12 protein-coding genes and 1 pseudogene are annotated in these 13,217 nt (G+C 63.6%); 10 read left to right on the forward strand and 3 right to left on the reverse strand.

The features are described 5' to 3' along the window. The 3 genes and pseudogenes from ABMA59_RS22300 to ABMA59_RS22310 all read left to right on the forward strand — a co-directional run. On the forward strand, window positions 1–125 hold a 125-nt coding region (locus ABMA59_RS22300), incomplete at its 5' end, for an ATP-binding protein (RefSeq protein ID WP_349007100.1). 71 nt (window positions 126–196) lie between these two features. Beyond that, window positions 197–1,768: pseudogene (locus ABMA59_RS22305) on the forward strand (sensor histidine kinase); the annotation flags it as partial. A 16-nt stretch (window positions 1,769–1,784) separates the two neighbouring features. After that, complete coding sequence (locus tag ABMA59_RS22310; protein WP_349007597.1) at window positions 1,785–2,225, forward strand: response regulator; 441 nt, start codon at window positions 1,785–1,787, stop codon at window positions 2,223–2,225. Between the two features lie 19 nt (window positions 2,226–2,244). On the opposite strand, the gene ABMA59_RS22315 is transcribed toward ABMA59_RS22310, so the two are convergent. Further along, window positions 2,245–2,997 carry an SDR family oxidoreductase gene (locus ABMA59_RS22315; RefSeq protein ID WP_349007598.1) on the reverse strand — a complete coding sequence of 251 codons (753 nt, stop codon included), beginning with the start codon at window positions 2,995–2,997 and terminating at the stop codon, window positions 2,245–2,247. A gap of 409 nt (window positions 2,998–3,406) precedes the next feature. On the opposite strand from ABMA59_RS22315, the gene exbB reads away from it, so the two are divergent. The 3 genes from exbB to ABMA59_RS22330 are packed head-to-tail and all read left to right on the forward strand — an operon-like array spanning window position 3,407 to window position 6,131. Continuing rightward, a complete protein-coding gene (gene exbB / locus ABMA59_RS22320; protein ID WP_425475968.1) occupies window positions 3,407–4,564 on the forward strand; it encodes a tonB-system energizer ExbB in 1,158 nt (385 codons plus the stop codon). Between the two features lie 5 nt (window positions 4,565–4,569). Continuing rightward, window positions 4,570–5,037 carry a TonB system transport protein ExbD gene (gene exbD / locus ABMA59_RS22325; RefSeq protein ID WP_349007599.1) on the forward strand — a complete coding sequence of 156 codons (468 nt, stop codon included), beginning with the start codon at window positions 4,570–4,572 and terminating at the stop codon, window positions 5,035–5,037. Continuing rightward, window positions 5,034–6,131, forward strand: coding sequence for an energy transducer TonB family protein (locus ABMA59_RS22330; protein ID WP_349007600.1), 1,098 nt, complete (start codon window positions 5,034–5,036; stop codon window positions 6,129–6,131). The genes exbD and ABMA59_RS22330 overlap by 4 nt, the downstream gene beginning before the upstream one ends. A gap of 162 nt (window positions 6,132–6,293) precedes the next feature. Here ABMA59_RS22330 and ABMA59_RS22340 read toward each other — a convergent pair whose 3' ends face one another. Next, on the reverse strand, window positions 6,294–7,535 hold the full coding sequence (locus tag ABMA59_RS22340) for an ROK family transcriptional regulator (protein WP_349007601.1): 1,242 nt from the start codon (window positions 7,533–7,535) through the stop codon (window positions 6,294–6,296). Window positions 7,536–7,764: 229 nt separating this feature from the next. On the opposite strand from ABMA59_RS22340, the gene xylF reads away from it, so the two are divergent. The 4 genes from xylF to ABMA59_RS22360 all read left to right on the forward strand — a co-directional run bounded on the left by xylF (window position 7,765) and on the right by ABMA59_RS22360 (window position 12,912). Further along, window positions 7,765–8,805 (forward strand): D-xylose ABC transporter substrate-binding protein, encoded by a 1,041-nt coding sequence (gene xylF, locus ABMA59_RS22345; protein ID WP_349007602.1) that lies wholly within the window; start codon window positions 7,765–7,767, stop codon window positions 8,803–8,805. Between the two features lie 116 nt (window positions 8,806–8,921). Then, window positions 8,922–10,274: a sugar ABC transporter permease gene (locus ABMA59_RS22350; RefSeq protein WP_349007603.1), complete on the forward strand. Its 1,353-nt coding sequence runs from the start codon at window positions 8,922–8,924 to the stop codon at window positions 10,272–10,274. Window positions 10,275–10,285: 11 nt separating this feature from the next. Further along, window positions 10,286–11,083, forward strand: a complete 798-nt coding sequence (locus ABMA59_RS22355; protein WP_349007604.1) for an ATP-binding cassette domain-containing protein — start codon at window positions 10,286–10,288, stop codon at window positions 11,081–11,083. Between the two features lie 140 nt (window positions 11,084–11,223). After that, on the forward strand, window positions 11,224–12,912 hold the full coding sequence (locus tag ABMA59_RS22360) for a CHASE domain-containing protein (RefSeq protein ID WP_349007605.1): 1,689 nt from the start codon (window positions 11,224–11,226) through the stop codon (window positions 12,910–12,912). Here ABMA59_RS22360 and ABMA59_RS22365 read toward each other — a convergent pair. Further along, window positions 12,909–13,127, reverse strand: coding sequence for a hypothetical protein (locus ABMA59_RS22365; protein ID WP_349007606.1), 219 nt, complete (start codon window positions 13,125–13,127; stop codon window positions 12,909–12,911). The two genes, ABMA59_RS22360 and ABMA59_RS22365, sit on opposite strands and share 4 nt — an antisense overlap. Between the last annotated feature and the right edge of the window lie 90 nt (window positions 13,128–13,217).

The raw sequence follows: 13,217 nt of genomic DNA on the forward strand, positions 1-13,217 counted from the left end.
TCGATCGCCTAACTCACCATTGCCATATCCTGGAGACCGGAAACGACAGCTTCCGCTTCAGGAACAGTTCGGCAAAACCCGTCAAACCCGCGAAGGAGAAAACCAAAAACTTGACCCCGACCTGACCCAGACCCATCATCCACCCGGGTCAGTTCTCAGTGGAAACCCCGGGTCAGTTCTTCGCGGAAATCAACACGCGGTTCATCGGCGCGCAATAGAGAAGGTCGCTCCGCCGAGCATCCTGGTCGATGACACCCACAGGGTGTTGCACATGTCCGACAATGCCGGCCGGTTCCTGCAACCGTCCGGCGGATTGCTCAGTGGCGATGTCGTCGATCTCGTCCGTCCGGAGCTTCGGTTCGAGCTGCGTTCGGCGCTCAACCGGCTTTACGAGCAAAATATGCCGACGTTGAGCCTTCCGATCATGGTGCGCTTCAATGGCAACCAGCATCGCGTTCACGTGTTGGTCAGAGGGGCTAATGGCGTGGAGGCTCCCAACCTCCGCCACGCCGTGGTGATGTTCATCGAGGGCGAGGAAGTCACCGACCAGGTCGCCGTTGCCGACGGGCATGCGACGGGCGAGGCCGTGAGGCGATTGACGCAGGAGCTGGAGCTCACGCAATCGCGGCTGCGCACCGTGCGCGAGGAATCGGACGCCGCGAACGAGGAACTGCGCGCCGCCAACGAAGAGTTGCAATCCATCAACGAGGAATACCGGTCGACGTCGGAGGAGCTCGAGACCAGCAAGGAGGAGCTGCAGTCGATCAACGAGGAGCTGCAAACAGTCAACTCGGAGCTGAAGCTTAAGCTCGAGACGATTTCGCGTGCCCATTCAGACCTGCAGAACCTGATGGCCGCAACCGACTTCGGTACGCTTTTCCTCGACTCGATGCTGAGGATCAAGCGCTTCACGAATCGGGTCACCGAGCTGTTCTCGATCACGCCAGCGGATGAGGGGCGCCCGATCACAGACTTTGCTCACCAGCTCGACTATGACCGTCTGACGAGCGATGCTCGCACCTTGCTCGCCGACCTCACGCCAATCCAGCGCGAGGTGCAGAGCCGTAGCGGCCGCTGGTATGATGTGCGCATGCGGCCCTATCGGACCGTCGACGACAAGATCGACGGCGTTGTGATTACGTTCGTGGATATTACGGTACAGAAGCAGGCGACCGAGCGCTTGGACGTCATGGTGGGCGAGTTGCAACACCGCACCCGGAACCTGTTGGCCGTTGTCCAATCGATCGCGTCTCAAACGATTGAACGCAGTGCCGACCTCAAGGAGTTCGGCAAGGGGTTCAACGAACGGCTATCTGCGCTCTCGCGCGTGCAGAGCCTGTTGTCGGAAGGCGACACTGGTGGGATTTCTTTCGCAGCGCTCGTCCGTCTCGAGATCGAGGCGCTGGGCGCTCGCGACCGCGTAACGATCGACGGCCCGGATGTCGCGCTGCCGCTCGGCACGATCCAGACGCTGGCGCTGGCCCTGCATGAACTTGCGACCAATGCTCGAAAATACGGTGCGCTCGCTTCAGCATCCGGAACGCTCGTCATTCGCTGGGAGGTCAGATCCAGTTCTGACGGTGGTCGCTGCCTTTTCATCCGTTGGTCGGAGGACGGCACTCTCGAGACGTCGGGTAAATCCGCAAAGCCAGAGGGGGGATATGGGCGCGTGCTGATCGAGAAGGCACTCCCGTACACGCTGGGTGCCAAAACCACCTTCGATCTCGGCGAGGGCAAACTTCGTTGCACCATCGAACTACCTTTATAGAGGAGGCGGTGAGGACATGACCGGTCGCACGCTGCAGGATGTTGGAATCCTCGTGGTCGAGGATGAGTACTTTATCGCGGCTGAACTCGAACGCGCGCTGGTGGCGTGGGGTGCTCGCGTGATCGGACCGTTCAGCCGCTCCGAACAGGCTCGTGTGGCGCTTCAGCAAGGACAATCACCTTCGGCCGCGGTGCTGGATATCAATATTGGCGGTACCTTGATCTATCCCTTGGCCGAAGAGCTGCGCGCCGCAGGCATTCCGGTGGTCTTCACGACGGGTTACGATGTGAGTGTGATCCCGGCAGAGTTCAAAACGATACCGCTACTGGTAAAGCCAATCGAATTTCGGCAGCTCACGGAAATACTCGGTCGAACATTCCGCGGGATTGAAGTCACCGGTACAGCCGACGGGAATCGAACCTCCGTCTCCGCCGGGAGGGGCAGGCCGGGTGATTGAGTGTAGGCCTTTTTGCATTCTACCAGCAGACGAAGCCACCGTCGACGAGGAGGTCGAGGCCGGTGACGTAGGACGATGCGCGGCTGGCCAGGAAGATGGCGGGGCCGACCATCTCCTCCGGCTCGGCAAGGCGGCCGATTGGCGTGCTTTCGGCGAAGATCTTGTTGCGTTCGCCCTGGTTCATCGGCGTCAGGGTGTAGCCGGGGCTGATGACATTGACCCGCACACCGCGGCCTACCCATTCCATGGCAAGGCTTTTCGACAGATGGATCACGGCGGCCTTGGACGAATTGTAGTGCGCCTGGGTAAGACCGCGGTTGACGATCGAGCCCGAAATCGAGGCGATGTTGATGATCGATCCCTTGTTGTTGGCAAGCATGACGCGCGCCTGCGCCTGGCAGGACAGGAAGAGCCCCTTGACGTTGACGTCATAGATCCGGTCCCACTTCTCGGCCGGCATCGTCTGAGCGGGATCGGACCCGCCAATGCCGGCATTGTTGACGGCGATGGAGAGCGGGCCGAGTTCATTCTCGATCCGGTCCATCGCGGCCGACAGGTCGGCTTGCGAGGTGACCGTTCCGGTTAACACGAGCGACTTTCGGCCAAGGGCCGCGATCCTTGCCGCCGTCTCCTCCAACCCGCCTTTCGAAGCATGGCCGAAGCAGGCGACGTCGGCGCCGGCCTCAGCCAGTCCGACGGCGATCGCCTGGCCGATGCCGCTGCCGGCGCCGGTGACGACCGCCACTTCGCCAGATAGATCGAACAGAATCATGCCTCCCTCCAACGTTGCCGAACGGCGTGTCCGGTCCAAAGTCCTCAACCGGCGTTCGCAACAAAAACCAGTTCGGACCCGGTTTCAAGCCGGGAGGCTTGATGCGCCAGCTTGCGGCGAGTTGGTGGCGCTCAATCGTGTCGGCGGGTCGGGATGAGTGAACATTCCGCCACGATGGCATGCTGGCGAGCAGCCTTGCGCGGGCCTCGAACGGCACCTTCGGTGGTCTGGTTCCCCTATCGACGGGACAGGCGCCGTAGGCCCACTTCGACCCACATTCCTCAACCGCGGCTTGCCCGGTGCACTGGCGACACCTATTCGTCAGATTATTGTTGAATGAAATAGTCAAGAATGTTAGTTGCCCAATCCGAGATCGATGCGCGGCATCGGTCGTTTCGCGAGCTTCGTGATGAAGCTGCGACGCAGGATCTTTTCCGGTTCGGCCCTATGGGTCGGCGCACACCGGCGTGACCGCGAGGTCTGGCTGGCGGTGCAGTCCGCCGGAAGACGAGAGCGGGAGTCGAGTTTGGGAACCGTACCGAGTTTTTCCAGTCGAAGCCGGAATGGCCTGCGCTTCTGGCGCCTTGCCTCGGTGTTCCTGGTTCTGTCTTTCGTCAGCGATCAGGCCCTGGCTCAAGAGTCCGCGCAAGCGCCTGCTGCTTCGCCTGCCATGACCGCGCCGGCGCCCGCCACCTCTTCTCAATCTCCATCATCCGATGCACGGATGCCAGGATTGACGGCGGAAGGCGCGGCGCCGGTCGATGAGGGAGGAATTGCGACCAACCAGGCCGAGCCGGCGGCGGCGGAAGGCGCCGACCGCTCCACCCTGCCGCACAATCTGTCGCCGTGGGGCATGTTCATGGCCGCCGACTGGGTGGTCAAGGGCGTGATGATCGGGCTGGCCTTCGCGTCGCTGATCACGTGGACCGTATGGGTCGCCAAATCGCTCGAACTCGCCGCCGCGAGGGCACGGCTGCGCGGCGTGCTGCGCATATTGAGTTCGGTGCGAGGGCTCGACGACGCGGCCACCCAAGTCGGAGCGCGTGGCGGCCCAGGCGCGGATTTGGTCAGGGCCGCGGCTGACGAAGTCGGTCTTTCCGCCGAGGCGTTGGATCATGCCTCGGCCGACGGGCTGAAAGAACGCGTCGCATCCCGGCTCGGCCGTATCCAAGCGCAGGCCGGGCGGCGGCTGGGCAAAGGCACCGGCGTTCTGGCGACCATCGGCTCCACCGCTCCCTTCGTCGGACTATTCGGCACGGTCTGGGGCATCATGAACTCCTTCATCGGTATCTCCGAAGCGCAGACCACCAATCTGGCCGTCGTTGCGCCCGGCATCGCCGAGGCCCTGCTTGCGACAGCGATCGGCCTGGTCGCCGCCATTCCCGCCGTGGTCATCTACAACGTGTTCGCCCGATCGATCGTCGGCTATCGCCAGGCGCTGGCCGACGCCGCGGCCGGTGTCGAGCGGCTGGTCAGCCGGGATCTCGATTTCCGAGCGCTGTCGCGCAAGCGCCATCCAGTCCACGCCGCGCGGACGGCGGACGTTTCCCGCGAGGCGGCGGAGTAGGCGTCATGGCCGGCGGTATCCGCGAATCCTTCGACGGCGACGACCTCGAGGAAAACCACGAGATCAATGTCACGCCATTCATCGACGTTATGCTGGTGCTGCTGATCATCTTCATGGTGGCGGCGCCATTGGCGACGGTGGACGTCAATGTCGACCTGCCGGCATCGACCGCGACTGTTTCGCCGCGGCCGGACAAGCCGCTTTACGTGACGCTGAAGGACGATCTGTCGCTTTCCATCGGCAACGACACGGTCGGCCGCGAAGCGGTCGCCGCGGCGCTCGATCGCGCCACCGCCGGCGACAAGCAGCAGCGTGTCTTCCTGCGGGCCGACCGCGCCGTCGACTATGGCGAGTTGATGGACGTCATGAACATCCTGCGAGGCGCCGGCTATCTGAAGATCGCGCTGGTCGGACTGGAGACGGCCCCGGCCGCTTCCGGCGACGCCGCGCAGCCCGCCGGACCTGCGCAATGAGCGCGACCGCGATCTCCACAATGCTTTTGCCGCGCCTGCAGCGGCATGAGATGCTTCTTTGGTCGGGCGCGACGCTCGTGGCGTTGCTGCTTCATGCCGGCACGGGCTGGCAAGCCTATCGTTGGGCAAGCGCCGAACCGCCGACGGACGAGGCAGCGCCCGCAGCGATCATGATCGACCTTTCTCCGGCGACGGTCCAGTCGGAGGCAGTGCCGTCCGACACGCCGGACACCGTCGACAGTTTTGATGCCGAGGCCGTCGACGAACCGGTGGAGTTGGCGGAAACCGTTCCGGCCGCCGATACGCCCGTCGACCAGGTCGAAGAATTCGACAAGGTCGATCCACTTCAGGAAACCGTGGTGGACGAGATTACACCGGAAAACGCCCGGCCCGTCGAGCCGGAACCGGTCGAGCGGGCAGAAGCGGCGGAGACCGCGCCGGAGGTGGTCACGGAGACATCGGAGGTGGCGCCGGAAATGATCGAGCCCACGGTCGAGCCGACGACCGCCGAGGCCGAGGAGGTCATTCCGGATATTGTCGAGGCGCCGCTGCCCGAGGTCGCGGTGGCCGTGCCCGAGCCGCGCCCGGTGGAAGCCGATGCGGAGCCGGCCCCCGCAAAACGCGAGCCGGCCGAGGAACCGAAGCCGGCGGCGAAGGCGAAGCCGGTCGAGAAACCAAAACCGGTCGAAACGGTCAAGGAAGCCAAGAAGGCGCCGCCGAAGAAGCAGCCTGTGCCGAAAGCGAGCATTGCCGCAAAAAAATCCGCGCAGGATGCGCCGAAGGCGGCTGTGGCGGCGGGCGCGAATGGAGGGAGCGGCTCAAATATGTCGCCAGCCACCTGGCAGAAAAAGGTCTATCGCCATATTGTGCGCCGCCAACGCGGAGGCAGCGGTCGGGGCAAGGTGAACATCCGGTTCTCCGTCAGCCCCAGTGGCGATGTCCTGTCTGTGTCGGTAGGAGCGTCGTCGGGCAATCCGAAGGTCGATGCCGCCGCCGTCAGTCTGGTGGAACGTTCTTCTCCAGTACCCGCTCCGCCCCCCGATCTGCCTAAGGCACAGCGGACGATATTTGTGCCGATCAAGTTCGATGGGTAGGGAAGGCCACTTACGGCCTCTCTAACTTGCTCTGTCGTGTTGCTGCCGCCTCGCGCGGTTGGTGCATCGCTCGTCTCCCGCAGCACCTTCAGTTTCACCTCACGCTCCTCGACGAGTCGAAGACCTTGGCGCATGATTTCACTTTGCGAACTGGGGTTCACCCTACGCCACGTCCCTGCCGCGCGATGCCGCCGGGTCGCCGGCCGCCAGAACTTCCGCGTCGATGAAGGTCAGCGCCCGCATGGAGCAGCCCAGCGTGATCAACGGCAACTCGTCGGCATAGGTCGCGAACGAGATCGCCTTCGAATGCTGGCCTCCGGCGGTCATGGCGATTGCCGAGCGCAGTGCCGGCTCGATCAGGTCGAAGGCGCGGGCGCCGATGCCCACCATGGCCACGGGAGCCGGGTCGATCAGCGCGAACAGGCTGCCCAACCCATAGCCCAGCGCCTCGCCGGCCTTCTGGTAGGCCTCACGCTCGGGGCCGTCGTGGTCGCGCGCCAGGGCGGCGAGGCTCGCCATGTCGTCCGCGCTGATGTCGGAAACAGGCGCCTCGTCCTCGCTGGCGCCGCTGGCGCTGCGCCAGATCGCGTAGTTGCCAGCATAGGCTTCCACGCAGCCACGCCGACCGCAGCGGCAGAGCGCGCCATCGGGCCGATGCACCATGTGGCCGAACTCGCCGCCGGAAGAATGCGTGCCGGTGAACAACTCGCCTTTGAGTACCAGCCCCATGCCGATGCCATGCGACAGGAGAATCGCGATGAAATCGTCCCGGTAGCGGTCCGGATCGTGCCAGCGCAGTGCGACCGCGATCATGTTGCAGTCGTTTTCCACGGTGACCGGCACACCGAACGCCTTCTCCAGCCGTCCGCCGAAATCGATGCCTTCATGGGTGGTGATGGGCGACCACAGCATCTTGCGGCTGGTCGCGTCTGTTGTGCCCTGGACCGCCAGCACGACCCGCAGCACCGTGCGGCCGGCGGCTGCGGGCCTTGCGGTCTGGCGCCGGACCATGGCGATGCATTCGCCGATCAACTCTTCCTCCGAGAGATCGAAGGTCGAGAGTTTCTTGCGCTCCTCCGCGATGACGCGGCCGGAGAAGTCGACCACGGCAACCGAAAGCAAGTTGAAGAGCAGCACCACGGCGACAACCGTGGCCGCTTCCGGATTGAGGCCGATCGCAACTTGTGGGCGCCCCCTTCTCGCAGTGCTCGCTTCCGCCCCCTTCGCCTCGGCGAGGATGCCTTCGGCGATCAAGTCGGCGGAAATCGCCGAGATGGTGGAATGGCTGAGGCCGGTCGTGGCGGCGATATCGGTGCGCGACACCTGGCCGGCGCGGCGAACTGCGGAGATGACCATCGCGCGGTTGCGTTTGCGCAGGTCGTCGTGACGGATCCCGACCGACATGACTTGCTTCCTCCCACTGTGCGCCAGCTTCTTGGTCGTCCTCGGGCTGGCTGCCTGCGATAGTGGCAGAAGGCGCCTGGCATGTCGATATTATTTCGGATGTCGAAAAAATGGGGGCGCCGAACAAATCCAGATTGACAGCAATGCGCCGGTGAGACATATTTTTCGAGGCTCGAAAAAAAGAGCCTCGCCAAGTTGAGTGCGCCTCACGGGCGCCAGGGAGGAAATCATGAGGAAATTCGCAGCCGCCATGCTGGCGGGTGTCGCGCTGTCTATGACGCTTGCCAGCGTCGCCAGCGCCAAGGACAAGGTCATCGGCGTTTCCTGGTCCAACTTCCAGGAAGAGCGCTGGAAGACCGACGAAGCGGCAATGAAGGCCGCTATCGAGGCCGCCGGTGACAAGTATATCTCCGCCGACGCGCAGTCGAACCCCGGCAAGCAGCTTACCGACGTCGAAAGCCTGATCAGCCAGGGCGCCAACGCGCTCATCATCCTAGCGCAGGACGCCTCGGCTATCGGCCCGGCCGTGCAGAAGGCGGTCGACGAGGGCATTCCGGTCGTCGGCTATGACCGTCTGATCGAGAACAAGGAGGTGTTCTACCTGACCTTCGACAACAAGGAAGTCGGCCGCCTGCAGGCCAAGGGCGTGTTTGCCGTCAAGCCCGAGGGCAACTACGTGTTCATCAAGGGCTCTGGCGCCGATCCGAACGCCGACTTCCTGTTCTCTGGCCAGATGGAAGTGCTCAAGGAAGCCGTTGACGCCGGCAAGATCAAGAATGTCGGCGAAGCCTATACCGATGGCTGGCTGCCCGCCAACGCGCAGAAGAACATGGAGCAGTTCCTGACCGCCAACGACAACAAGGTCGACGCGGTGGTCGCCTCCAATGACGGCACGGCGGGCGGCGCCATCGCGGCGCTCGCCGCGCAGGGCCTTGCCGGCTCGGTGCCGGTTTCCGGCCAGGACGGCGATCAGGCGGCCCTCAACCGTATCGCGCTCGGCACACAGACCGTTTCGGTCTGGAAGGACGCGCGCGAACTCGGCAAGGCCGCCGCCGAGATTGCCTCGCAGCTCGCCGACGGCAAAAAGAATGCCGACATCGCCGGCGCAGTCGACTTCACCACGCCGGGTGGCAATTCCGTCAAGTCGGTTTTCCTGACCCCTGTGGCGATCACCAAAGACAACCTCAACGTCGTCATCGACGCGGGTTGGATATCGAAGGACGTGGCTTGCGCCGGTGTCGCGGCCGGGTCAGTCGCTGCCTGCAACTGAGCAGCCTAGGCGAACGCACCATGGCGCCGCGGTTTGCGAAAACCGCGGCGTTTTTCTAGGATGGACAATCTTCGGCAAGCTGCGACAGATGGCAGACCGGAGGGGAGGAGATCATCATGACCGATGCCACATCCGGCGCGGCGCCTGATCGTGCCCGCGCGTCCGAACTCTCGGGGATCGCTCGTTTCCTCAAGGCCACCGAGATCGACACGCGCATGCTCGGCATGGTCGGTGCCCTGCTGATCATCTGGATCGGACTTCAGCTCATATCGAGCATGCGGATCGGCGTTAATCCGTTCGAGTTCGATAGCCGCACCTTCCTGGCCGCCCGCAACCTGTGGAATCTCTCCGTTCAGACCTCGTCGGTGGCGATCATGGCGACCGGCATGGTTCTGGTCATCGTCATGCGCAACATCGATCTGTCGGTCGGGTCGGTGGAGGGCCTGGTCGGCATGATCATGGGCTTCGCCCAGGTGCATTTTCTCGTGCGTTTTGTCGGCCTGGAACTCGGCAATCCGTGGATCTGGGTTCTGGCGCTGGCCATCGGCCTGGCGATTGGGTTGGCCATCGGCGCGTTTCAGGGTTTCATCATCGCCTATATGGATGTTCCGGCCTTCATCGTGACGCTCGGCGGCTTGCTGGTGTGGCGGGGAGCCGCCTGGTGGGTCACCAGCGGCCAGACGATCGCCCCGCTCGACGCCACATTCCAGCTTATGGGCGGCGGCCCGCAGGGCTCGATCGGCGCGCGCTGGAGCTGGGTGCTTGCCGTCGTTGCCTGCGGCGCCGTCGTGCTGATGCTCCTGCATGCGCGCCGGCAGCGCAAGCGGTTCCGCTTTCCGCTGCGGCCCGTATGGGCCGAAGTGCTGCGCGGTGTCGTCACCTGCGCAATCATCCTCGGTGCCGTCTGGATCGCCAACTCCTATCCCTGGCCGGCGGGCATCGTGAAGCGTTATGCCGAGGAGAACGGCATTACCGTGCCGGAAGGCGGGCTGTTCATTGCGCATGGCATTGCCATTCCTGTGCTGATCGCGATCGCCGTCGGCATCGTCATGACCTTCGTCACCAACCGCACCCGCTTCGGCCGCTACGTCTTCGCCATCGGCGGCAATCCGGAAGCTGCCAACCTCGCCGGCATCAAGACCCGCTGGGTGACCATGAAAGTGTTCATGATCATGGGCGTGCTGGCCGCGATCAGCGCGGCGGTCTCGTCGGCGCGCCTCAACTCGTCGACCAACTCGCTCGGTACGCTCGACGAGCTGCTCGTGATTGCAGCCGCCGTCATCGGCGGCACCTCGCTCGCCGGCGGCTCGGGCACAGTCATCGGCGCCATGCTCGGCGCGCTACTGATGCAGTCGCTGCAGTCGGGCATGGTGCTGCTCGGCGTTGACTCGCCGCTGCAGAGCATCGTCGTCGGCGCCGTGCTGGTCGTCGCTGTGTGGCTTGACACTGTCTACCGCAAGCGCGTCTGAGGGAGGACATTATGGCCGATACCCGCACACCCCTCATCGACATGCGCAACATCTCGATCGCTTTCGGTGGCATCCGCGCCGTCGACGACGCGTCGGTCAACCTCTATTCCGGCGAGGTCGTGGCCCTGCTCGGTCACAACGGCGCGGGAAAATCGACGCTGATAAAAATCCTGTCCGGCGCCTACAAGCGTGACGCCGGGCAGATCTTCGTCAATGGCGAGGAGGCGTCGATCTCCAACCCGCGCGATGCCAAGAAATACGGCATCGAGACGATCTACCAGACGCTGGCGCTGGCCGACAATGTCGATGCCGCCGCCAATCTCTTTCTCGGCCGCGAGCTGATGACCGGATGGGGTACATTGGACGACGCCGCGATGGAATCGGAAGCGCGCAAGGTGATGGGCCGGCTCAATCCGCGCTTCCAGCGCTTCAAGGAACCGGTGGTGAAACTTTCGGGCGGCCAGCGGCAATCGGTGGCGATCGCCCGTGCTATCCTGTTCAACGCGCGCATCCTGATCATGGATGAGCCGACCGCGGCGCTTGGGCCTCAGGAGACGGCGCAGGTCGGCGAACTGGTGAAGCAATTGAAGGCCGAGGGCATCGGCATATTCCTGATCAGCCACGACATCCACGACGTCTTCGATCTCGCGGACCGGGTCTGTGTCATGAAGAACGGCCAGGTGGTCGGCACGGCGCGCACCCAGGACGTCACCCAGGACGAGGTGCTTGGCATGATCATCCTCGGCAAATGCCCTGCCGGTGCCGTCCCCGGCCCGGGCGCGCTGAGGGTCGCCACCGCCGCGGCATGACAGCCGGCGTTTGCCTTCCGCGCTGGCGCCATCAGGTACAATGGATGCACGGGACGCTGGGCCAGAGCTTCCCGCGCGTGCATTGCATTCTCGTGCCCCTGACTCCATAAAGTCGGTACTTCGTGAGGGCAAAGTCGGCGTTGAAGAAGCTGCTCCCGTATCTGGCGTTTGCGGCTGTGGCGGTCGCCAGCCTTGTTACAGCCGGCTTCGCATATCGCACCGGCGAGGAGGCTGCACGCTTCAAGTTCGAGGCCGCTGCCGACGACGCCTTGGGCCGGCTGGAAAGTCGGCTCGACCTGGACCTATCGCTTCTCGTTTCGACGCAGGCCTTCTTCGAGGCGCGTTACGGCAACGTCACCAAGGCCGAGTTCAGCAATTACTATGTATCTCTGCATGCGAATGAGAATTTTCCAGGCCTGCGCGGGGTAGGCTTCCTGAGCCTGGTCAAAAGCGGTGCTGAAGCGGCGCTTGAGCAGAGGATCGCCTCCGAATTCGGTTCATCCCACAAGATTTTTCCGGCTTCCACGCAAGCCTGGCGGGCACCCGTCACACTGTTCGAGCCGCTCGATGAGAATTCGCAGGCGGCGATTGGCTTCGATATGTATTCGGAGCCTGCCCGCCGGGCAGCGATTCAGGCGGCGCTGGCGAGCGAGGGCGCGAAGGCGACGAGCCGCGTGGTGCTGGGGCAAAATACCGGCAGCAGCCAGCCGACCCCGGGTATCCTCGTCTATTCGGCCTTGCGTGCGAAGGCTTCCGATCCCGACGGTGCCGAGAACCCCTCGGTTGGCCTGGTCTATGTCGCTTTCCGCACGGCCGAGCTTTTTTACTCCGCGCTGGTCAAGCCGCCCATCCTTCCGGTCAATGTCGAGGTGCATGACGGGCCGGCATCACCCGACACCCTGCTGTTCCGGTCCGAGGCGCCGCCTGACACGCGCTTTTCCAACGATTTTCTCGTCACGCGAAAACTGACGGTTGCCGGGAGGGAGTGGACCCTGCAGTTCCGCCCGACCAGCGGCTTCCAGCGGCCGTCGTCGCAAGCGCTGCCGATCCTGCTCGGGCTGGCCGGACTGATGCTGGCCGCCGCCGTGGCCGCGCTGGCGCGCTATCAGGAACGGACCTACGAAGCGAAATCGCGGCTTCACGATGCCACCGAACGCAGTCTTGCCGAAAAGGACTTGATGCTTCAGGAGATGAAGCACCGCATCAAGAACTCGATAACCCGTGTGCTGGCCATGGCGAGGCAGACTGCGGCCAATTCAGCCGACTTGAAGGAGTTTTCCGCCTCGTTCGCCTCACGGTTGCAATCCATGGCCGCCTCGCAGGACATGCTGACGCGGTCGCGATGGCAGAAGGTGGAACTCGGCGACCTCTTGCGGATGGAGTTGGAGCAGGTCTTCGGCAAGGCGATGCCGGATGACACGCTGGACGGACCGAAGGTGCTTCTCAACGAACAGACGACACAGGCGCTCGGCCTGACATTCCATGAGCTTGCCACCAACGCGCTAAAGTATGGCGCTGTGGCCATCTCCATGGCCGCTCTAAACGTGAGTTGGACCGTCGAACGTTCGTCTTCGGAGAGACGGCTGAGGCTGCGTTGGCAAGAGCATGGGTCGAAACGTCAGGAGTCGGCGCGCCGCTCGGGGTTCGGAACGAAACTCATCGAGATGAACATCACGCGCGAGCTAAACGGAAGAATCACGCGTGACTTCACCGAGACTGGAGTGTCGATCGACATAGATGTTCCGCTCGACAGGGAATTCGAGCGGAATTCGCACGGTGGAGGCAAAAGCCGTGCCGGCTCACAGACCGAGGAGGACGAGGCGTCCTAGCACTTCGCCTCGTAAAGGCCGCCGGCTGCCGTCTTGTAAGTGCAGAAGCCGGGCCGCGAGGCAGATCCCACCTTAGTGGCGCCAGCGGTTTCCACCTTGCTGGCGGCAATGGCGGCGGCGGGGTCGACCGTAGGCGGAGCAGGGGTTGTGCAACCCGCGAGCAGCGCGCCTACTGCGAGGATCAGGGTGGCCTTCATTGTCGGCAGAGTGTGCATTGTGTCCTCCGTGTGGAAGGCACAAATAGCACGGCAGGCTCGCCGAAATCGAGGAACACAGCACAGGAATTTGCGGTAGACCGCACAAGT

Source organism: Mesorhizobium yinganensis (assembly GCF_040081985.1).
Classification (GTDB): domain Bacteria; phylum Pseudomonadota; class Alphaproteobacteria; order Rhizobiales; family Rhizobiaceae; genus Kumtagia; species Kumtagia yinganensis.